The sequence below is a fragment of the Mesorhizobium sp. M7D.F.Ca.US.004.01.2.1 genome, assembly GCF_003997785.1.
Taxonomy (GTDB): Bacteria; Pseudomonadota; Alphaproteobacteria; order Rhizobiales; family Rhizobiaceae; genus Mesorhizobium; species Mesorhizobium loti.
Window position 1 is genome coordinate 1 of record NZ_RZRQ01000083.1, and the last position, 20,998, is coordinate 20,998.

Genomic DNA, 20,998 nt, shown 5'->3' on the forward strand with positions numbered 1-20,998 from the left:
CAGCCCCGACAGCGGGATGAGGATGATGAGGGTGAGGTAGGCAAGCGAGAAGCCGAGCGTCAATCCGAAACCCGGAATGACACTCGGCTGTCTGAACCGCCACCCAGCCTGCGCGGGTGCTGTGGTCGCGAATGTTGCGGTCATGGAGTTCAGGGGAGTCCCTCCCACTCAACCAAGCTTGCCTCCGCTATGGCGCGAAGAGGTCTGAGTGCGCAAGTTGGTTGAACGATCCCTCCCACTACGTCTATTCGCTCAGTGGAATTTCATCCTTCGTCGCCACTCGGGAATTCTGCGGTCGTGCAGCTACCACTTAGAGGGCGGACTTTGGATCAGGTCGGGTAAGCACCCTCCCCGAAATGATGAGGTCGCCTCATTTTTCAATCGGCTCATACTCCGCCGCTGGAACAAGTGCCTGCATATGCAGGTGCGATGTCTCAAGAAACGTCCTGCCGTGGACCTCACCATGCTCGATATGCAGCGCTCCGCTGTCGAATGTCAGCATGAAAGCCAACAGGCAGATGCAGCCGAAAGTAGAGCCATCCCCAACAGAATAGGTGTGATGAGTCTCAATAGCATCTCGTGCAATACCCTTGGGGGAGTTCTGCGTGGGGCCAAACCGGCGTAACAATAAGATGCTGGCCGGATATCGATCGGGGAGTAGAAGATATGGAGACCATTTCAAGAGAGCTGATGAAACTGGCCGAACACATCCGTCCTGCGCGCGAAGCGTTCGCAGAAGCGGATAAAAGGAGGATCGAAGCCGCTTTGGAGGCGGGGCGGCTTCTCTGCCAGGCCAAGAATGACTGCCCAAACCAGCAATGGCAGGCTTTCCTGACATTGGCTGATATCTATGAGCGACAGGCCCAAGAATTGATGCACCTGGCCCGCGCGGGATTGACGGCACACGTCGTTTCGCAAATCGGTGGCATCGATGCGGCACTGGCCTATCTGGTGAAGGCAAGATTGCCCGAGCCAGGCGAATGCCTGACTGTGGGACGGATAGGCTGGCCTGAAAAGAACACGCCCTTTGCCATCATCAAGCCCAACGCCGCCTATCCTGGTTACTACGACGTGGCGATTGCCGACATGTGGGCCAATCCCGCAACAGTTTTCTGTTCCACGAAGCCGCTAAAGGGGGGAAGTGTACGGCTTGCCGACGGGTCGTTCTTCGACAACCTCTGGCGTATCGTCGACAGGGAATTGGACGTACCGCATTCGCAGCGCGAATTCCAAATGATGCCTGCGGATCTGTTCTCCCAGGATGGAGCTTTCCTCTTCGCAAAACCAGCCACCGCTGCAGGTCGTGGTCCGAAGACAAACCGGGCGCCCAATTACGCGCTTTGATTTCGATGCCTGAGCCGCGCCTGACGGCAGGTCTCCATTGCGGCCACCGGAAATGAGGGTAGCTACAGCCAGAGCGGAGAGAGCGATGGAAAGTCACCGTGCTGGGGTCGGCGCGCTGTGCTTGGCCCTAATGATGATGTCGGAACACTCCATTGCGCAGTCCCAGTTGAGTCAAACAGAAGTCTATCAAGCCCAGGCAAGGCTATTCGAGAGTAATTTCCTGACACGCATTCCGGATGGCAGGATTGGTCAGCGGACATTGGACGCTTTAAGAGCCTGGCAACGACAAACGAAGCGGCCGCAGACCGGAGAATTGACGAAGAAGGAGTTCGATCAGTTGATGCGGTTTGATCCTGGCAAACACGCTTGGGAAGCGATCTCCGGATCAATAGACGGGACCTGGATCGCGGTTTGGGGACATAGTTCTGGGGTAGACGCAGCAAAAAAGGCTTTGGCTGGATGCCAGAAGAAGTCGTCTCGGCCCGACGATTGTTCGTACGTGTCCAATTCCGTCGATCGGAGCGGCCCAGGGTGGTCAGCTGCCGTCTTTTGCGAGCAGCGAGGTCTGTTTCGAAGGAAAGGTCAGATGTTCCTGCACAATGGCTTGAGCCGGAAAGCAGCCATAGACCAAGCGTTCGCCGCCGCATCAACCGCGAAGTTCCGCTCGTCTCAATGCACGCTCGTAAAGGCACTGGACGGAAACGGACGGCAGTGAATCCGTTCCAATAGCGTTTGCCAACGGGCGCCGAAGGCAACCGATCCTTCGCCGTCGTTTTGGCGAGGAGGTATCGCTCAGGTCTAATCCCGTGGGGAGGCTATCAACATTTAGAGTAGTCAAATGGCGCCGGCTGAGGTGTTCAGAACGCGGCGGGTCTCGGAAGAGGTAATGCCATCTCCGATTTCGCGCTCCAATTTCTTGATCGCCGCTGGCTTAATCGAACAAAATCATCATCAGAGTGGCGAGATCATGCGCATTGCGGTTGTTGGCTCAGGTTACGTCGGTCTCGTGTCTGGGGCATGCTTGGCTGACTTTGGTCACAAAGTCGTCTGCATCGACAAGACAGAGGCAAAAATCGTCGATCTTCAAGCTGGGAGAATGCCGATTTATGAGCCAGGTCTCGAAGACCTTGTCTGCAAGAATTCTGCGACGGGGCAGCTCGCCTTTAGCACCGAGCTTGGGCCAGCAGTCGCAGACGCGGATGTGGTGTTCATTGCTGTCGGGACGCCTTCGAGGCGAGGCGACGGTCATGCAGACCTTTCTTATATTTACGAGGCGGCGCGGGAAATCGCGGCTGCGGTTCGCGGTTTCACGGTGGTCTCTGTCAAATCCACGGTGCCAGTGGGGACCGGAGATGAAGTCGAACGGATTATTCGCAGCTGCAACCCGGCGGCAGATGTAGCAGTTGTGTCGAACCCGGAATTCCTTCGCGAAGGGGCAGCCATCGACGACTTCAAACGTCCCGACAGGATCGTTATCGGTCTACCGTCGGACGAACGCAGCCGCGAAGTGATGGCGGAAGTCTACCGGCCACTCTATCTCAACCAAGCGCCGATCATGTTTACCGGACGTCGCACGTCAGAACTGATAAAGTACGCGGCCAATGCCTTCCTGGCGCTCAAGATTACATTCATCAACGAGATTGCGGATCTTTGCGAGAACGTAGGTGCGAACGTGCAGGAGGTGGCGCGAGGCATCGGGCTCGACAACCGCATTGGTTCGAAATTCCTGCATGCAGGCCCCGGGTATGGGGGATCCTGTTTTCCGAAGGATACGCTGGCTCTCGTCAAGACGGCGCAAGATAGCGGCGCGCCGCTGCGGCTGGTCGAAACGACGGTCGCCGTGAACGACCAGCGAAAACGCACCATGGCCCGCAGGATCGTGCTCGCCTGCGGCGGCAATGTGCGAGCAAAAACGATAGCCGTACTGGGTCTCACATTCAAACCCAACACGGATGATGTCCGTGACGCGCCTTCCCTCTCGATCATCCAGGCTTTGATCGATTTTGGGGCGTCTGTTCGAGTGTATGACCCTGAGGGCATGGAACAGGCCAAGCTCATGCTTGGCGCCAGCGTCGACTATGCGAGAGGCGTATACGAATGCGCCAAGGGCGCCGATGCCTTGGTGATTGTCACCGAGTGGAACCAGTTTCGCGCTCTCGATTTTGAACGGCTGTCGCGCTGCATGTCGAAGCAGGTAGTAGTCGACCTTCGTAACATCTACAGGCGCGAAGAGGTCTGCAAGCATGGTTTTGAGTATGTGAATGTCGGCGAGGGCGTGGCAGCGGAGAGATCTGTTTTTGCCGCGGCCGCCGAATGAGGTATTTCATCACCGGAACCGCCGGATTTATCGGATTTCATCTGGCGCGCCGCCTACTGGATGAGGGTCACTCCGTGACCGGCTTCGACGGCATGACGCCGTACTACGATGTTGCCTTGAAGCAATCCCGAAATGCCTTGCTTCAGCGATACGACACCTTTCGCTTCCACATCGGACAGTTGGAAAACATGGACGCGCTCCGGCGGGCGGCAGAATCGGCCATGCCCGATGTGATTGTCCATCTGGCCGCGCAGGCCGGTGTGCGGTACTCGATCGACAATCCGCGAAGCTACACCGACAGCAACCTGGTCGGTTCTTTCAACGTCCTTGAACTTGCCCGTGACCTGAAGCCCAGACATCTGCTGCTTGCTTCCACCAGTTCGGTCTACGGCGCGAATGAAACGATCCCGTTCGTTGAGACTGACAAGGCCGATTGGCCACTAACTTTCTACGCGGCCACCAAGAAGGCGGCGGAGGCGATGTCACACTCGTATTCGCATCTTTTCCAGATTCCGACGACATCCTTCCGGTTCTTCACCGTGTATGGCCCCTGGGGCCGACCCGACATGGCGCTCTTCAAGTTCGTCGACGCCATCCAGAACGAGCGCCCAATTGAAGTCTATGGCGAAGGCTTGATGAAACGCGATTTCACCTATGTCGATGACCTTGTTGAAGCCATCGTTCGGCTCATCGGATGTGTGCCCGTGGCCGGTCGGCCGGTGTCTGGCCCAGGTGTCCTCGATACGCTGTCACCCGTGGCGCCCTGGCGTGTGGTCAATATAGGCGTCGGCCAGCCGGTGGAGCTGTTATCTTTCATCGAGACAATCGAGAATTGCCTTGGCAAACGTGCCATCCGGAAGATTTTGCCGATGCAATCAGGCGACATGCCGGCGACTTATGCTGATCCTCGTCTCCTGGAGACCCTTACAGGCTTTCGCCCCAAGACCAGCATCCAGGACGGGGTGGCTGCCTTCGTACGCTGGTATCTGCAAGAACGACCCTCATCGCGGCCGACAATCGCCGCCTGAGCATTCTTTCGTTCAAACGCGGCCAAACAAATAGCTGAAGCGGCAGACCCCTTTCCAAGCAAGCCAACGCCCCTGACCGTGGCACAGAGCGGGCCAGCATAGCCCTCTCAGGCCGACACCAGCTTGGCGTGTATCTTGGGCCTGGCGCCGCGCCAGGATGTCACCTCAATGGTTGCTCCGTCGCCGCAAAGCACGGCAAAACCGCTGTCGGTATGCGCTTGAACCTGGCCAGTCAGCCCTATGTAGCGCCCTCGCTCCGCAAACATGCGTGCCTTGTCGACGACGATTTTGCTGCCCTCGCCTACAGTGAAGGCGCCTGGATAGGGATCGCCGACAGCGCGGACAAAGCGAAGAATGGTCTCAGCCGGCTGCGTCCAGTCTATCGATCCGTCATCCGCCGAGCGCTTGGCGCAGTAGCTGGCGAGGGAGTCGTCCTGCGCAACGCCCACGCTGTTGTCGCGGGCGATCGCTGACACAACGAGGGGTGTCATTTCCCGCAGGGCCTGCTTGTGCTTTTCGTAAAGCGAACGCGCGGTCTCGTCCTGCGCCACGGCAAAAAGCTTCTGCAGGATAACCGGGCCACTGTCGACACCTTCATCGAGCCGAAAGAATGTCGATCCAGTCTCCTTTTCGTTCGCGATGATCGTCCAAGGGATCACCGCCCTGCCCCGAAAGCGCGGCAACGGCGCCGGATGGAAGCCTACCGACCCAAGGCGGGCGACCGAACGAAATTCGGTTCGGCAGATCTGCGACCAGCCGATCACCAGCGTCAAATCGGGGCGGCCTTGTTCGAGCCAGGCGACTGTATCAGGCGCGTTGATGTTCTTGGTCAGATGGACCGAAACGCCCGCAGCGTGCGCCGGACCCGATAAATCGACAAAATCGGAATGGCGTGTGGAGGCGTCGGCCGCAAGGGTGACAAGCAGCGACGGCGTCATACCCGCTTCGACGAGGGCGTCGAAAGCAACACGGGATCCTTCCACCGCACCGACAAAGGCTATGCGCATCAAATTCGAACTCCAGCTTAAGTGCCGCAAGCGACAGCGAGACGCGGACCTTTTCTATTGTTCGGTTCAATTCTACGCCCAAGTCCACCTTTAGAGGTAATCGATCGTCTTCGATGCATCCCAAATGTGCAGTTCTTCCGAGCGGCAAAAAGCTGGATAGTTAACGGATCGGGGCTGTGGGATTGGAACGGTCGATGGATGGCGTCGGCTTGGCACTTCTGGATCGTGATGCCGTTGCGGCTGAACATCCGCTCACCGACTCGCGCCGGCCGCACGTGTTGATCGTGCTGCCTGGACTGGGCGCCGGTGGCACCGAACATGTCGTCAATGTCCTCGCCAACCAGTGGGCCGCAAGAGGCTGGCTGGTAACCCTGGTTACATTCGAGGCACCGGGGCCCCCGCCCTACTACCATTTCGATCCTGCGGTCAGGATCGTGCGATTGGGATTGCCGCAGGTGAAAAGGTCCAGAACAAGGGCAATTGTTGCAGGCGTGCGTCGGATATTTCTTCTGCGTCGAACGCTCAAGATATTGGCTCCGGATGTGACCCTGAGCTTTCTTACGCGCACCAACGTGATGTCGCTGGCGGCAAGTCGAGGGCTCGGCCTCAACGTTGTGGTTTCGGAGCGCAACAATCCTGCTCTGCAGGACGTAGGCCCGATCTGGCGGTTTCTTCGGGCCAAGCTTTATCCATTCGCCTTCGGATTGGTCACCATGACCAACGGAGCGCTGAATTACTTCAGCCCTGCCATGCGCAGGCGAAGCTGGGTTATCCCCAACCCGGTCGATCTTCCCGCGGTCGATCTTCCCGCAAAAGGCAAACCGCGCCGGGGCGGCAACGTACTTGTCGCCGTCGGCAGGCTGGTCCCGCAGAAAGGTTTCGACCTTCTGCTAAAGGCATTCGCCAGTGTCCGCCGTGATTTCCCCGAATGGAAGTTGGTCATCTGGGGCGAGGGTCCCGATCGTGCCGAGCTGGAAGCCGAGCGGGATCGCCTGGGTCTGCACGGTTGCGTTGAAATGCCCGGGATAACCAGTCAGCCCGGCATCTGGGTGGAGACCGCCGACGCCTTTGTACTTTCGTCCCGCTACGAAGGTTGGGGGATTGTGCTGCTGGAGGCCATGGCAGCCAGCCTGCCCGTCATATCCTTCGATTGTCAGTGGGGCCCTCGGGAGATGGTCGAAGATGAGAAGGATGGACTTCTCGTCGAAGACGGGAATGTCGATGCGCTCGCGGCAGGCCTGCGGCGACTGCTTGGCGATGAAAATCTCCGCAAGAGGCTGGGCGCGGCCGCAGGGGTGAGTGCTGCAAGGTTCACACCTGAATATGTAATGCAGAACTGGGACCAAGTCATTCACGCTGCCCTGGCGGCGCGCGACAATGAAGAGCTCTTGCCATGCTGACCACCCATCCCATGCTGACCACCCATCGCGCTTTGCGCAAAATGGAAACACGCATCAAGATGACCTGGGCCGCCTCCGGGGCAGATGCGTTCCTGGTTTCCTATCCGAAGTCGGGGCGAACCTGGTTCAGGCATATCCTGGCGGATTACTTCAGTCGGACGGCTCACGACGGAAATGTCGATCTCTTCCGCATGTTCGGTGTTCTTCCAAACTTCGACCTTGATCCCGAACGTGGGATTCCTGCTTTCCGTTACGCGGAACAGCGCCCTCAGGTGCCGCTTATCCTCGTTTCGCACCTTGGCTACCGACAAATGCTGTTCTTGCACCGGCCGGTCATTTTCATGGTTCGCGATCCGCGCGACGTGGTCGTGTCGGCGTACTTCCACGCGACACGCCACAAGCATCGCTTCGAAGGCGATATGGATGCGTTCATCTACGATTATCATCAAGGCCTGCCGGCCCTTATCATGCATCTGAACAGCTGGGCGAAAGGCCTGACGCATCACCGGCATGAAGTTTTGAGCTATGAAGAACTGACCGACGACCCAGTCGGTACGTCCTCGCGTATTTTGAGATTTCTGGGGCATGCCCCATCTGTGCCAGACCTCGAGGGGGCTATCGAAGCTTCTCGTTTTGAAGCGATGCGCGAACATGAGGTGGCGGGGGGCCTGCCGGCGCATTCATATGATCGGGCGGATGCGGAAAGCCGTCGCATGCGTCGTGGCAAGGTCGGTGGCTTCGCCGACTATCTCAGTGACGCGCAAGCTGAACTGATCGAGCGGACCTGCTCCGAGTGGTTGACCCCGGCTGCCAAGGAGTTGCTTTGCCGCGGCGGAACCCACTTCTCGCGTTACAATTAAAGATCTGCCATCGCAGTTAAGCTCCGAGGGAGCATCGTGCGCGCATCATGCAAACACTTCTTTTGTTCTTGAAGCGGCGCGCAGACAGACTGCCGCGCGGGTGACAGACGCGATCGAAGGCAGATGCGTGGCCAGGCCCGGCGCGCCGTGAACTCCTTACCGCTAATGGGCTAGGCCATCAGTTGTAGCAGCGATCAGATCCTGACTGATTGAGGTTGCAACAGAGCCAAACTTGGTTGTGGCGGGCTCTTCTTTTCCGCCGATGATGGATGACGTCAGCAGCGATCTGGCGCGGATACGATCTGTATTGCTCCGCAAGTACGGGGAGTGGGTGAGTTTGGCAACCATTGCGATGACCAGAGGACTGACCAGACGTGCGATGGAGGCCCTCAAACGCAGGAGCGCTGGCCGCACGCGCCTGGCCAACATCGCACACCTTGTGACGGGCAATTTCCTCGGATCATTGCTTGGGCTTGTGGCCTTTGCGCTTTCGGCGCGAGCCCTTGGCGTGGCCAACTATGGCCAGCTTGCATTGATCATCGCGTTCACGCGGGTCGTCGAGCGCGTTGTCAGTTTCCAGTCGTGGCAGCCAATCATCAAATATGCGGCGGGCCTGAACGCGTCCTCGGACCGCGATGCCCTGCGCATGCTCATGAAATTTGGACTGCTTATCGATGTTGGCGCCGCCGTTTGCGCCTGGGTCATCGCCATGGGCGCAGCACTTCTCGTGGCGCCATTCTTCGGTTGGTCCGCGGAGATCGTGCAACTTCTTGTCCTGTATTCCAGCGTCCTGCTGTTCCAGATCTCAGGCGTTCCGGTCGCGGTGCAGCGCATGGCCGGCAACTTCCGCCTCCTCGCCTACGGGCAGCTGCTCAATGCGGTTCTGCGGGTATTGCTGTGCCTTCTCGGGGTGCTGCTCAAGGCTGATCTGGCCTATTTCACGCTGGTTTGGGCAGGAACGCAGATACTCGGGTCGCTGACACTTCTGACGTTGACTATGCGGGCGCTGCACAGGCAGGGCGTCCGCAATATCCTGCGCGCGCCTCTGGCCGGAATCACAAGCCGCTTTCCCGGCATCTGGAATTTCGCCTGGTCTTCAAACATTTCGCTTACATTGCGTGTGAGTGCGCAGGAACTCGATACGCTGCTGGTGGGATTGCTCGCCGACCCGGCTTCAGCGGGCTTGTACCAAATCGCCAAGCGCATAGGACGCGTCGGCCAGCAGGTCGGTCCCCAGGTGCAGAATGTCCTCTATCCTGATGTGGCCCGGCTTTGGGCGCAGGGAAGCGTTAGAAAATTCAAACGGGCGATCTTTCAAGCCGAAGCCATGCTGCTCGGCTTTGGCATCCTTTGCATATTGATTGTCGCCGCATTCGTTCGGCCGTTGCTCACCTGGACCGCAGGGCCTGATTTTCTCGGCGCGACCAACCTCGTGATCGTGCAGATGGTGGCGGTCGCGTTCGTGCTTTCGGGCTCTGCTGCCCGCTCCGCACTGCTGGCCATGGGCAAACAACGCGAGGTGTTGCGAATTGTTGTCGTTGCGACAGCCGCCTTCCACGTGACGGCACTTCTGCTCATCCCGCGGATCGGCGCAATGGGCGGCAACATCGCCCACATCGTGCTGGGCATATTGTGGACCGCAGGCTTGGCGTTTTCATTGAAACAAGCGTTGAAGACCACCCAGTCCGACAGGCAGACACGGCCAGTGGACTGCCTCGATCAGGCAAGTATTTCCCCTTCAAAGGCAATTTAGATGACCCTTGCACCCCAAGCTCTAGCCACCGTGCCCATAGCGTCGCGACGCCCCGGTCCCTCATCGCCGTCCCTTACTCATCTGCAGCGGCTCGAGGCTGAATCGATCCATATCATTCGAGAAGTCGCAGCCGAATTGCGTAACCCTGTGATGTTGTATTCCGTGGGCAAGGACTCGGCGGTGATGTTGCATCTCGCGATGAAGGCCTTCCATCCATCGCCACTGCCGTTTCCCCTGCTCCACATCGATACCACCTGGAAGTTCAAGGAAATGATCCGCTTCCGCGATGAAACCGTTGCGCGGCTTGGTTTGAATCTTCTGGTGCGCCGCAACGAAACTGGTCTTGCCGAGGGCATCACACCGTTTACGCACAGCTCATCGATCTACACGCAGATCATGAAGACGGAGGCGTTGAAATCGGCACTATCCTCGTTCGGCTTCGATGCCGCTTTTGGCGGGGCGCGGCGAGATGAAGAAAAAAGCCGCGCGAAAGAACGGGTGTTTTCGCTTCGCAGCGAGAACCATGGCTGGGATCCGAAGAACCAGCGTCCGGAGTTGTGGAACCTCTATAATGGCCGGCTGAGGCCCGGAGAATCCGTTCGCGTCTTCCCGCTCTCGAATTGGACCGAAACCGATATCTGGCAATACATCATGAGGGAGCAAATCCCCATTGTGTCGCTCTACTTTGCCGCAAAGCGCCCAGTGGTGGAGCGCGGCGGACAGTGGATCATGGTGGATGACGATCGTCTGCCGCTACGCTCGGGTGAAGTGCCCGAAATGCGTTCGGTCCGCTTCCGCACCCTTGGTTGCTATCCACTGACCGCGGCCACCGAGAGCACGGCTGCAACTCTTCCCGAAGTGCTCCAGGAAATGCTTGCCACTCGGACTTCCGAGCGATCGGGCCGCCTGATTGATCATGACGAGGCGGCGTCAATGGAAAAGAAAAAGCGTGAGGGGTACTTCTGATGCTGGGTTTTGCTCAAACCGCGGACCTCGAAGCTTCCTTGGAGCGCGAGACCACTTCGCAGTACCTTAATGCCCATGAGCGGAAAAGCCTGTTGCGGTTTCTCACCTGTGGCAGCGTGGACGACGGCAAGTCGACACTGATCGGCAGGTTGCTTTACGACACCCAGTTGCTGATGGAAGATCAACTTGCGGCCCTTGCGGCCGATTCACGGCGACACGGCACGACTGGCGACGATCTCGACTTCGCGCTTCTGGTTGACGGCCTCGCCAGTGAGCGCGAGCAAGGCATTACAATCGATGTGGCCTATCGCTTCTTCGCCACCGAGCAGCGCAAGTTCATCGTCGCCGACACGCCCGGCCATGAGCAATACACCCGCAATATGGCCACCGGCGCATCCAACGCCGACCTCGCGGTCATCCTTGTCGATGCACGGCAGGGCATCCTCACTCAGACCCGCCGGCATTCCTTCATCGTTTCCCTGCTCGGAATCCGGCATGTCGTTCTCGCGATCAACAAGATCGACCTGATTGGCTATTCGCAAGCCGTGTTCGATCAGATCGAGGCGTCCTATCGAAGTTTTGCGGAACCGCTCGGCTTCGTTTCGTTACAGGCCATTCCCTTGTCTGCCCGTTATGGCGACAATGTCCGTTCCAGAAGCGCGAAACTCCCCTGGTATCAAGGCCCGACACTCATCGAGTATCTGGAGTCTATCGAGGTGGAGAGTGACCGCCGTGCGGCCCCCTTCCGCATGCCGGTACAATGGGTCAATCGTCCCAATCTCGACTTTCGCGGATTTGCCGGCACAATCGTAGCCGGGGTGGTGAGACCGGGCGACCGCGTGGCGGTGGCGCGCTCAGGCGTCACAACCTTGGTGAAGCGAATTGTCACCGCTGATGGAGACTTGCCCGAAGCCGGGGCCGGCGAGGCGATCACGCTGACGCTCGAAGACGAGATTGACGTCTCCCGCGGCGATGTTCTGGCAGCCGCAGCCGAGCGACCGGAAGTCTCCGATCAGTTTGCGGCGCATGTGCTCTGGATGCATGACGAGCCATTGATCCCCGGTCGTCCCTATCTGATCAAGCTTGCCACCAGCGTCGTCGGCGCAAGCATCACCCACATAAAACACAGGCTGGATATCAATAATTTTGCAAAGCTCGCCACAAAAACTCTCGAAAAGAATGAGGTTGGCTTCATCAACCTGATGACACAGGCGCCTCTTGCTTTCGATCCCTACTCCCGGGTGCATGAAACCGGTGCGTTCATCATCATCGACCGAATGACCAATCACACGGTTGGTGCCGGAATGATCGACTTCAGTCTGCGCAGGGCAAGCAACATTCATTGGCAAGCGCTGGACGTGGACATGAACGCGCGAGCGATCGCCAAAGGCCAAAAGCCGGTGGTGCTGTGGTTCACAGGCCTCTCAGGTGCCGGTAAGTCGACGATCGCAAATCTCGTGGAGAAGCGCCTTCACGCAATCGGCAAGCACACATACCTTCTGGATGGCGATAATGTCCGCCACGGCCTGAACAGGGACCTCGGCTTTACTGACGCTGATCGCGTCGAGAACATTCGTCGTGTGGCTGAAGCCGCCAGGCTGATGGTCGATGCGGGGTTGATTGCGCTGGCTTCCTTCATTTCACCATTCCGGGCGGAACGCCGGATGGCGCGCGACCTCTTTGCCGAGGGGCAGTTTATCGAAATCTTTATCGATACGCCGCTGGAGGTGGCAGAAGGTCGTGACCCGAAGGGGCTGTATCAACGCGCCCGAAACGGACTGATCCAGAATTTCACTGGCATTGGCAGTCCCTATGAGCGTCCCGAGGCTGCTCATGTCACGATCACTCCAGATTTGAGCGCCGAGGAGGCTGCGGAACTGATCGTCAGCTATCTCGACCGCGGCAGCTATCTTGGAAGCGCAACCGGGTAGTGGGCGATGAGTGACGGCACTGGCCAAGAGCCGATACGGGTTTGCTTTCCATTTGTTGGTGACGATGTCGGCGGAAGTCACATCTCAGCACTTAAGCTCGTCCAGAATCTCGACACCTCAAGGGTCGTTCCGGTTTTGGTGCTGCAGGAAACCATGGGGCCGCTCGCAGCCTTTCTGAAACGGGAGAGCCAACCCTTCATGGGTCTACCTCCTTTGACAACATTGCCCGCGAAAGGAACAACCTTAGGCGGTGTCGCCACCTATCTGACCAGCACGCTACCGCACTTGAGCCGTTTTATCAGAGAGCAGAGGTTCGACATCATCCATACCAATGATGGGAGAACGCATATCAACTGGGGAATTGCCGCACGGCTTGCGGGCGCCCGACTGGTTTGGCATCATCGCGGCGATCCCGATGCAAAGGGTGCCAATATTCTTGGGCCATTGATTGCAGATCGCATGGTGACAGTGTCGCGATTCTCGCGGCCGAAGCATCCGATCCGATCCTTCAATGGGCGCCTCAGCGTTATCCATAGTCCCTTCGATCATCCATCGGTCATTCCTGACAGGGCCGCAGCCAAGGCCACGCTTCTGGAAGAGCTCGGCCTCGCACCAGGCACACGGGTTCTCAGTTTCATTGGCGGTCTGATCGAACGAAAGCGGCCACTTCTCTTCATCAGCATCATTGAACGTTTCCTACGCGAGCATCCGCAAATTCCGATCGTCGGCTGCGTGTTCGGCAACTCGCCGGCTGGTTCGCCTGATCTTGAATCGGCCGCTCGCACGCTTTGCGTCGAGCGCGGGCTGGATCAAACCGTGCGTTTCATGGGTTTTCGTAGCCCTATCGAGCCGTTCTTGGCGGCAACGGATGTCTTGGTCGTTCCCGCGATGGGGGAGCCCTTTGGAAGAACGCTGATCGAAGCGATGTTTCTTGGCACGCCGGTGGTTGCGACCAATCATGGCGGCAATCCGGAAGCCATCGAGAATGGGCGGACAGGATTTCTGGTCGCTCCGGAAGACACCAAAGCTTTCATGGAGCCGCTGTGGCGGTTGCTCTCGGACCCGCCACTGTGGGCACGCATCAGCCAGGCAGCCCGGAAGCAAGCCTGCTTTTCCTATGGCACGCAGCAACACGTCGAAAGGGTCATGGAAGTCTACGGGGAAGCGCTGAACGCCAGGGCAACGGCCAGGTTGGCGTGCGGTACGATAGGTGAGAAGTGATCCAAGAGGGTTCGACAATGCAGGCAGAGGATATCGACTTCCTAATTATCGGCGCTGCAAAATGCGCCACGACCTGGCTGCAGCAGTCGCTGCAGGCCGATCCGGCCGTCAGCATGCCGGACCCGGAGTTGCACTACTTCAGTCGCCACTACGACCGTGGTGACGACTGGTATTTCCGCCAGTTTGACAAAACTGGTCCTGGACAGTTGATCGGCGAAAAGTCGAACTCCTACTTGGATACGCGATCGGCACCGCAACGTGTTCACCGACTGCTCCCTCATGTCAGGCTGATCGTGCAGCTTCGCAATCCGGTCGAACGTGCATACTCGGACTACTGCATGCTCTTCCGCCGCGGCGAGGTGGACCGCGACATAGACTCTTACCTTGACGTGGGGAGGAGTTCGCCTGGGCGTTTTCTCGCCGGCGGCCTCTACTGCGCACAGTTGCAGGCGTATTTGGACCTTTATCCGAAGGATCGGCTCCTTGTTTTGTTTTTCGAGGAAACGGTCGCAAAGCCTGCCGAGCAGTTAAGCAGGGTTAGGGAGTTTTTAGGCCTCCCGGCGAGCGAAATTGCCCCGCCTGTGGCCAAGAAGGTGAAGGACCGCAGCGAAGCTATGGTTGGCCCGCAACTGCGCAAGATGATGAGGCCGTTGAAACCTCTGGTTCGCCCCTTCCGGAACAGTTCGCTCTTCGGAGCAGCACGGGGTGCCCTGGCCGGAAGGATTGCTTATCCGCCTTTCACCCCAAAGCTGCGATCCCAGCTCGTTGACTTTTATGCAGCCGATGTCGAGCAGCTTGGCACACTGGTGCGGCGGGACTTGTCCGGCTGGCTGGTCCAGACTGGCGGAAGTACCTCTTTGGATTAACTCGGAAAAGTTCCGCTTGCGGTTCTGATAGGTACTCCATGCACAAAAGCATGTGTTGCGTCAAAAGCGAGCAAAGCGCTCCATAGCAACCATAACATCGTAGCCTCTAGTCCGAACGATCGCAGGCCAACCTGTTCTTGAATGAACAAGGGAGCGGCAGGCGTGGATCTATGTCTACGAGTTCAAACAGCCGCGTATCTTGACGCGCCCTCTTGGCGCGCGGCGGCTAAGCTTTGTCGAGGTCCCAGGATGAGTCAGTTAGATCAGCCGTTTGAGGCAGTAGGTCCACTCGGCGGCCAATCCCTCTTGATAGCCACCGTGATCGCTCTCGGCCGTCTTGTCAGCAAACCGCGCACAATTGTTCATGTTCTGTCGTACTTGCGTCGACGGGTAATCGGGCGCGCCAAGGCCGTTGGCAAGAATCTTCATCTCTATGTCTTTGATCTGGCGATGGCGGTCGCGGCCCTGTCGTTTGCTTCATTCATGCGACTGGGCCTTGACGGAGAAGCGACCAGTCCGGAAAGCTACCATTCGCTGCTTTTCGCCCTCCCCTGTTTCCTGCTTACATGCGCCGTGGTCTTCCCGGTGACTTGCCTCTACACCCGCAACTGGCGATATGCCTCCGTCGGCGACATGCTCGGTATCCTTCGCGCGGTAATAGTCGCATCGCTCGCCTTCGTGTTTGTGATGTTTGTGGCAACACGGCTCGATTCGATCCCGCGCTCGGTGATGGTGATCGAGGTTCTATTGCTCGTGCCGCTGCTCATCTCGGTTCGAATCCGATCCAAGCTCCTTGAAGTAAGCCGCTTTGGCCCGGCCGCGAGCAGAGCAAAGAATGGACGCGACATGGTCCCTGTCCTGCTGATCGGTGCAGGCGATGCGGCTGATCTTTACATTCGCGCGCTGCAGCGGGACCCGGATGCACGCCATTGGCCAGTCGGCCTGCTCGAAAAAGGTGCGGCCACGGAGGGCTATTTTCTACGTGGCGTGCCGATCTTGGGCGACATCGCTGATTTCGACGCGGTGATTAGCGATCTGGAGGGCCGCGGTATCAAGCCCCGGCACGTGATCTTCACTGAACGAGTGCCTGGTCTTGTCGATCCGACGCTCGAAGCGCTGATCGACCGGGCCGAACGTCTGGGCATCGCTGTCTCTCGCCCTGCCCCCGTCCTGGAACTGCGCAATCCCAAACACGAGAGTCGCTTCGAATTGCGCCCGATCGAACTTACCGACCTGCTGGAAAGGCCGCAGGCGGTGCTTGATAAGGGTGCGTTGTCGCGCATGATCGAAAACAGTCGCATCGTTGTGACTGGCGCCGGCGGCTCGATCGGCGGCGAACTTACACAGCAGATTGCCGCGCTTGGTCCGGCTGAAGTGATCCTGATCGATAACAGCGAATACAATTTATACGCCATCGATCTGGAGTTGGCGGAGAAATTCCCGAATGTGCGCCGGAAGCCATATATCTGTGACGTGCGCGACCCTGTTCGCCTGGGCGAGATCTTCCAACGGCATGGCGTCGACCTGGTCTTCCATGCGGCGGCGCTCAAACATGTGCCGATGGTCGAACTGAATCCCTGTGAGGGAGTTCTTACCAATGTCATCGGGACAATGAACGTCGCAGAGGCGGCTCGCCTTTGCGGTGCAAAGGCAATGGTCCAGATATCTACGGACAAGGTTGTGAACACGACCAACGTCATGGGCGCCACCAAGCGTCTGGCTGAACTCTATTGCCAGTCCCTGGACCTCGCTTTTGTCGCCAGCGACACCCCCGCCCGCTTCATGACCGTTCGTTTCGGCAATGTTCTGGGCTCAAGTGGATCGCTGATCCCGCTGTTCAAGCGCCAACTCGCCCACGGCGGTCCGCTGACCGTAACCGATATGGAGATGAAGCGCTTCTTCATGACGATAAGGGAGGCGGTTGAGCTCACCTTGCAGGCATCGGCCCATGGCCTGGAAAAGAGCCTGGGACAGGGCGAAATCTTCGTTCTCGACATGGGAGCGCCAATCAAGATCATCGACATGGCGCGCCGCATGATCAAGCTCGCGGGGTTTCGGCCGGATGAAGACATCAAGATCAAGATTGTGGGATGCCGGCCTGGAGAAAAGCTGTTCGAGGAACTTTTCGACGAAAGGGAAAGACGTGTCGACGTCCCGATTTCCGGGGTCCTGGGCGCCGTGCCCAACCCGGTGCCGCTTGACACGCTTCGCAAGGCATTTTCGCAATTGCGCCGCCTGGCGAGAGCTGGCGACACTGGGGGCGTGCTGAGCCTTATTGCCGAGCTGCTTCCCAGTTACCGCAGAGAAGAAGCAAGGCCTGTGGTGGCGACGTCAGCGCCATTCGTGCCTCATGTGATAGTCGGTTCGCCCAAGGCGACCCCGCCTCCACGCGAGGCGGCCGCTTGATGCCGATGGAGACGCTGTGGTGCTAAAACATCTTGCCCCGGTTCTGTTTGTCGCGCTGTCGTGCGGTACTGCACTGGCTGGCGGACCTCAACCGACCGTGGTCGAGGCACGAGGCGCGATCGAGCGCGCGGGCGCCTACTTCCGCGATCACCTCGGTGTGGCAGGAACCTATGTATGGAAATATTCGCTTGATGGCCAAAAGAGGGTGGGCGAAGGCGGGGCCGTGCCCGCAAGCATCGGCTGGGTGCAGCCGCCCGGCACACCGGCAGTCGGAGCTGCCTTCCTGCGCATTTTCGAGGTTACCGGCGACAAGCAATGGCTTCAGTCTGCCCAGCTTGTGGCAACGGCCCTGGTGAATACGCAGCTGGAGTCCGGCGGATGGTTTTACAAGATCGAGACCGACCCGCAAAAGGCGGCGACATGGTGCTACCGCGCACTGAAGGTGAGCGGGAAGTCTTGTCACGATATCAAGGACAATCCGCATCGCAACGAGACCGTACTCGACGACAACAACACACAGAGCGTGCTCAATTTCCTGATGTGGTTCGACCAGGCGAGCGGCGGTTCGGATCCGGACGTCCGTACCTGCATCGACAAGGCGCTCCATCGACTGATGAAAGTGCAGTACCCGAATGGGGCCTTTCCAGTCTTCTTCACAGGATCCGCGCCTGGTGCGGACGTAGAGACAGCAGCCAAGGCGAGTATCCCCGCCAGTTGGTCGCACGAGTGGCAGAAGCCTGATCGCCCGCCCTACTTCATCGTCAACGACAATCTCCCCCGCGATATGGGTCGTCTCTTTCTCAACGCCTACCGCACATATCATGATCCCGCATATCTCAAGGCGGCGGAGAAGGTCGGTGATTTTCTCCTTGCAGCCCAGTTGCCCGCGCCACAACAGGGTTGGGCTCAGGAGTACGATCGTTCCATGCAGCCGGTTTGGGGCCGCAAGTTCGAGCCGCCAGGCGTCGTCTCGCGCGAAACCGCCGGTAATATCGATTACCTGATCGATTTGAACGAACAAGACAAGGATGCGCGGTTGCTTGACGCGGCGGTGTCCGCGGCCATTTGGCTGAAGGCGGCGCGCCTGCCCGACGGCAGATGGGCACGTTTCTACGAACTCAACACCAATCGGCCGCTTTACATTGATGATGGTGGCCAGGTGACCTTCGATTACAAGAACCTCTGGCAACATTACGGCATGAAAACTGGTGCCGAGATCGAGCCGGTGTTCGCCCGGCTGGAGCTTGCCAAGCACGGCTTGACAGTTTCCCATCAGCAGCTGTGGATCAGTGCCGCGGATGAGTTGAGCGCTGACGAACTGAGTTCGAAGGTGCGTCAACTCATCGATGGCCAGGATGACCAGGGACGCTGGGTTGAGGATCGGTTTATCCAAGGAGAAGACTTTGTCGACGGCGTGTTCGCTCTCGCTCGTTTTATCTCCCCGGAAGCGTCAGCATCGGGGAAGTAGCTTCTGCACGTCGCTCGCTCTTGCTATGGGAGATCCTGACCAGGTCTGCCGACAGTGCCCATTTGGTCTGAGCTGATGGACAATTTTCGGGGCATTTGGCGCCATGTGAAGAGCGACCCGAAATCCTAGATGCCTCTACTTTTGGGTTGCGAAAGACTCCGCCCCGAGCGAGCACGTCGAAGTTGCTTGAGGAAGCGTGCGACCGTTCGCGGAGCTGGGCCCTCGCGCAAAATTGCAACACTGGGCGCTATCCCAAGCAGGAGGGGCACGACAAAAAAACGACCGTAAAGATGTGGCAGCGCATTGGCCAACGCCGCGAAGAGGAGGACTGTCGTCAGCGTGCAAATGGCGGATACCCGTCCTTCGCGAACCCGGGCGGCGAGCATCCCGACCATTATGCCGGCTACCAGCAGGAGCAGAAAGCCGATCAACCCAGGCAGTCCTGCCTCGACCCATATCAAGAGAAAGGTGTTGTGGACAGGAGCATGCAGCTCGCTGACCCATCGATACTGGTCAGCACCGATACCAAGCAGCGAATTGCTGTCCGCTTTTCCAATGGCCTCCTTGATAAGCCGCATACGGTCCGCAAATGTACCAGCCTCATCAATGTCGCCATTCTGCAATGCGTTCAGCACGCGGCGCTGGAAGATGGGCGGCAGGAAGTCGCTGCCCCATGTGACGGCGATAAAGAACGTGGCGAGTGACGACACCGTCAACAAGATGATCCGGCGCCACGAGCCCGTCATGACAACGAAGACGGTGAGCGCGAAGACGAGGCCAATCAGGCCGGTATTGGATCCAGTCAGAACAATGCCATAGGCAAAGAGCGGCACTCCGATCCAGGCCCAGCGAGGCCGCGCGCATCCCGAGACCACCAGCCACAACAACAGGGGAACCGCGAGCGCAATCAGCGACGCGCACTCGTTTTCGCGTTCGACCCATCCGACAAAACGGCCATTGCCGCTGACGTAGATCGAGCCATGTCCCTCCTTGAGGACGTTGATCACCACTATGCCCTGCAGGCACATCAAGCCGATCGAACTGATAAACGCTTTTATCAAGAGAACGGTTTCGGCCCAGGGGCGCGACATGAGCATGAAGGTCAGGAGGAAGTAGGCGTATAGGTATTGTGCCGAGATGACGAAGCCTCGCTGGGGATCTCCGACGAGCATGCTGCTTAGCAGCAGCATGCCACACAACAGCGCGATCCCGGTGTTCCACAGAAACGTCCCGGCTGCCAGGGGGGCAAGCGGAAAGGATTTTCCGAGTACAACCGCAAAAACAGCCGCGAGAGCGAAGGCATCGCTGGCGGTAAAATAGAATGCGTTGAAACGGAGGATGTTGAAGGGAGTGAGAAAGACGGAGGCCATGGCCAGCCAGAATTCAACTCTTCCGGTCGCCATTGACAACGACGCAGCAACCGGCCTGCGGTCGGGCTTTGGCCAGTACCCGCGAGGAACCCCGGCGTGATTCATCCTCACTCCTGAAATCTACTTGAGAGTTTCTTTTCACCAGCCCTCATCGACAGGCAGTTCGGTGTATCTGCCAAGATGGGCGCCCGGCCAATCACGCTATCCTTTCGGATAATAGCGTTGCCGCGGCTAAGCCTCTTGAACGCGCTGGCATCCGCGCATCCATGTTAGAAACTTGTCGCTTGGGTTGTCTCGAAACTCGGCTTTGGAAGACCTGGCGAGACCGACAAAGACAAATCTAAGGGGCCCGATCTGTGAGCTTGATAGACGAAAACAGTGTGTGGAATCGACTGGGACCATCCCTTCAGGATTCGCCCGAGCCGTTGGAGGAACGATCATTCGGCGTTCGTGAGCTCTACGATCTGTTCCGTAGACGCCTCCGGTTGATCATCGCGATCATCATTGGTGTCACCGCACTTGCGCTTGTCGCCGCCCTCGAACTTCCCAAGACGTATACGGCTAATTCCATGATCGTTGTCGAAACCGGCGATGCCAACCCGCTTGACAGCAGCACGCAGACGCAGCCCAACCAACAGCCCGACAAGTCGCGAATGGACACCGAACAGGATCTGATCACCTCTCGCGTATTTGCCGGCCTGGTCGTCGACAGGCTGGACCTGATCGAGGATTCGGACTTCAACACCTATCTACCGCCAGCCGCCAGCGGGACTTCCGGAACCGGAGTGCTGTCACAAGCGGTCGGCTTGATTGTCTCGATACCGAAAAAGATGCTCGCTGTTGTCACCGGCGCCAACGCGCAGGATACGTCTCTCCCGGACAAGGCTGTTCAGCAGGACCGCGCAATTACCTCCTATCTGGCAAGCCTGTCACTCCAGCGCTCCGGCGATAGCGCGGCGATGACAATCTCGTTTGTCAACGATGACGCAGTGAAGGCAGCCAATGTGGCCAATGCGACGGCTAGGCTGTTTGTGGAATGGTCTCGTGACAACAAGCGGCAG

16 protein-coding genes and 1 pseudogene are annotated in these 20,998 nt (G+C 58.4%); 14 read left to right on the forward strand and 3 right to left on the reverse strand.

The window, feature by feature from the left end; translation table 11 throughout:
• Nucleotides 1-144: pseudogene (locus EN993_RS14145) on the reverse strand (molybdate ABC transporter permease subunit); the annotation flags it as partial.
• A 522-nt stretch (nt 145-666) separates the two neighbouring features.
• Between EN993_RS14145 and EN993_RS14150 the strand changes: the two are divergent.
• The 4 genes from EN993_RS14150 to EN993_RS14165 all read left to right on the forward strand — a co-directional run bounded on the left by EN993_RS14150 (nt 667) and on the right by EN993_RS14165 (nt 4,689).
• Nucleotides 667-1,344: a hypothetical protein gene (locus EN993_RS14150; protein ID WP_109672220.1), complete on the forward strand. Its 678-nt coding sequence runs from the start codon at nt 667-669 to the stop codon at nt 1,342-1,344.
• 85 nt (nt 1,345-1,429) lie between these two features.
• A complete protein-coding gene (locus EN993_RS14155) occupies nt 1,430-2,059 on the forward strand; it encodes a peptidoglycan-binding domain-containing protein (protein ID WP_164757657.1) in 630 nt (209 codons plus the stop codon).
• 252 nt (nt 2,060-2,311) lie between these two features.
• Nucleotides 2,312-3,661, forward strand: a complete 1,350-nt coding sequence (locus EN993_RS14160; RefSeq protein WP_109672234.1) for a UDP-glucose/GDP-mannose dehydrogenase family protein — start codon at nt 2,312-2,314, stop codon at nt 3,659-3,661.
• The gene (locus EN993_RS14165) at nt 3,658-4,689 is read left to right on the forward strand and encodes an NAD-dependent epimerase/dehydratase family protein (protein WP_109672215.1); all 1,032 of its coding nucleotides are present in this window, start codon (nt 3,658-3,660) and stop codon (nt 4,687-4,689) included. Before EN993_RS14160 ends, EN993_RS14165 begins: the two co-directional genes overlap by 4 nt.
• Before the next feature lie 107 nt (nt 4,690-4,796).
• Here the strand turns inward: EN993_RS14165 and EN993_RS14170 are convergent, their stop codons facing one another.
• Nucleotides 4,797-5,696 carry a formyltransferase family protein gene (locus EN993_RS14170; protein ID WP_127263734.1) on the reverse strand — a complete coding sequence of 300 codons (900 nt, stop codon included), beginning with the start codon at nt 5,694-5,696 and terminating at the stop codon, nt 4,797-4,799.
• 194 nt (nt 5,697-5,890) lie between these two features.
• Here EN993_RS14170 and EN993_RS14175 point away from each other — a divergent pair, with 194 nt between their 5' ends.
• The 9 genes from EN993_RS14175 (at nt 5,891) to EN993_RS14215 (ending at nt 18,567) form a co-directional block, all read left to right on the forward strand.
• On the forward strand, nt 5,891-7,096 hold the full coding sequence (locus EN993_RS14175) for a glycosyltransferase family 4 protein (protein WP_127263736.1): 1,206 nt from the start codon (nt 5,891-5,893) through the stop codon (nt 7,094-7,096).
• Nucleotides 7,090-7,956 (forward strand): sulfotransferase domain-containing protein, encoded by an 867-nt coding sequence (locus EN993_RS14180; protein ID WP_245468795.1) that lies wholly within the window; start codon nt 7,090-7,092, stop codon nt 7,954-7,956. The genes EN993_RS14175 and EN993_RS14180 overlap by 7 nt, the downstream gene beginning before the upstream one ends.
• Nucleotides 7,957-8,194: 238 nt before the next feature.
• Entirely contained in the window at nt 8,195-9,709 is a 1,515-nt protein-coding gene (locus EN993_RS14185; protein ID WP_245468801.1) for a lipopolysaccharide biosynthesis protein, read from the forward strand.
• Nucleotides 9,710-10,675 carry a sulfate adenylyltransferase subunit CysD gene (gene cysD / locus EN993_RS14190; RefSeq protein ID WP_245468796.1) on the forward strand — a complete coding sequence of 322 codons (966 nt, stop codon included), beginning with the start codon at nt 9,710-9,712 and terminating at the stop codon, nt 10,673-10,675.
• Complete coding sequence (gene cysN / locus EN993_RS14195; RefSeq protein ID WP_127263738.1) at nt 10,675-12,606, forward strand: sulfate adenylyltransferase subunit CysN; 1,932 nt, start codon at nt 10,675-10,677, stop codon at nt 12,604-12,606. Before cysD ends, cysN begins: the two co-directional genes overlap by 1 nt.
• Before the next feature lie 6 nt (nt 12,607-12,612).
• A complete protein-coding gene (locus EN993_RS14200) occupies nt 12,613-13,827 on the forward strand; it encodes a glycosyltransferase family 4 protein (RefSeq protein WP_127263740.1) in 1,215 nt (404 codons plus the stop codon).
• 17 nt (nt 13,828-13,844) lie between these two features.
• Entirely contained in the window at nt 13,845-14,693 is an 849-nt protein-coding gene (locus EN993_RS14205) for a sulfotransferase (protein ID WP_127263742.1), read from the forward strand.
• 318 nt (nt 14,694-15,011) lie between these two features.
• Nucleotides 15,012-17,099, forward strand: a complete 2,088-nt coding sequence (locus EN993_RS14210) for a nucleoside-diphosphate sugar epimerase/dehydratase (protein ID WP_245468798.1) — start codon at nt 15,012-15,014, stop codon at nt 17,097-17,099.
• A 19-nt stretch (nt 17,100-17,118) separates the two neighbouring features.
• Nucleotides 17,119-18,567, forward strand: a complete 1,449-nt coding sequence (locus tag EN993_RS14215; protein ID WP_127263744.1) for a hypothetical protein — start codon at nt 17,119-17,121, stop codon at nt 18,565-18,567.
• Between the two features lie 125 nt (nt 18,568-18,692).
• Here the strand turns inward: EN993_RS14215 and EN993_RS14220 are convergent, their stop codons facing one another.
• Complete coding sequence (locus EN993_RS14220) at nt 18,693-20,042, reverse strand: O-antigen ligase family protein (RefSeq protein WP_109672193.1); 1,350 nt, start codon at nt 20,040-20,042, stop codon at nt 18,693-18,695.
• A 251-nt stretch (nt 20,043-20,293) separates the two neighbouring features.
• Here EN993_RS14220 and EN993_RS14225 point away from each other — a divergent pair.
• Nucleotides 20,294-20,998 (forward strand): Wzz/FepE/Etk N-terminal domain-containing protein (locus EN993_RS14225; RefSeq protein WP_245468800.1); only part of this gene is annotated, 705 nt, incomplete at its 3' end.

Coding starts and splice junctions, on each gene's coding strand:
- EN993_RS14170 (WP_127263734.1), bottom strand. CDS start 5,696: ATGCGCATAGCCTTTGTCGGTGCGGTGGAAGGATCCCGTGTTGCTTTC.
- EN993_RS14180 (WP_245468795.1), top strand. CDS start 7,090: ATGCTGACCACCCATCCCATGCTGACCACCCATCGCGCTTTGCGCAAA.
- EN993_RS14165 (WP_109672215.1), top strand. CDS start 3,658: ATGAGGTATTTCATCACCGGAACCGCCGGATTTATCGGATTTCATCTG.
- EN993_RS14175 (WP_127263736.1), top strand. CDS start 5,891: ATGGATGGCGTCGGCTTGGCACTTCTGGATCGTGATGCCGTTGCGGCT.
- EN993_RS14160 (WP_109672234.1), top strand. CDS start 2,312: ATGCGCATTGCGGTTGTTGGCTCAGGTTACGTCGGTCTCGTGTCTGGG.
- EN993_RS14220 (WP_109672193.1), bottom strand. CDS start 20,042: ATGAATCACGCCGGGGTTCCTCGCGGGTACTGGCCAAAGCCCGACCGC.
- EN993_RS14205 (WP_127263742.1), top strand. CDS start 13,845: ATGCAGGCAGAGGATATCGACTTCCTAATTATCGGCGCTGCAAAATGC.
- EN993_RS14200 (WP_127263740.1), top strand. CDS start 12,613: ATGAGTGACGGCACTGGCCAAGAGCCGATACGGGTTTGCTTTCCATTT.
- cysD (WP_245468796.1), top strand. CDS start 9,710: ATGACCCTTGCACCCCAAGCTCTAGCCACCGTGCCCATAGCGTCGCGA.
- EN993_RS14155 (WP_164757657.1), top strand. CDS start 1,430: ATGGAAAGTCACCGTGCTGGGGTCGGCGCGCTGTGCTTGGCCCTAATG.
- cysN (WP_127263738.1), top strand. CDS start 10,675: ATGCTGGGTTTTGCTCAAACCGCGGACCTCGAAGCTTCCTTGGAGCGC.
- EN993_RS14150 (WP_109672220.1), top strand. CDS start 667: ATGGAGACCATTTCAAGAGAGCTGATGAAACTGGCCGAACACATCCGT.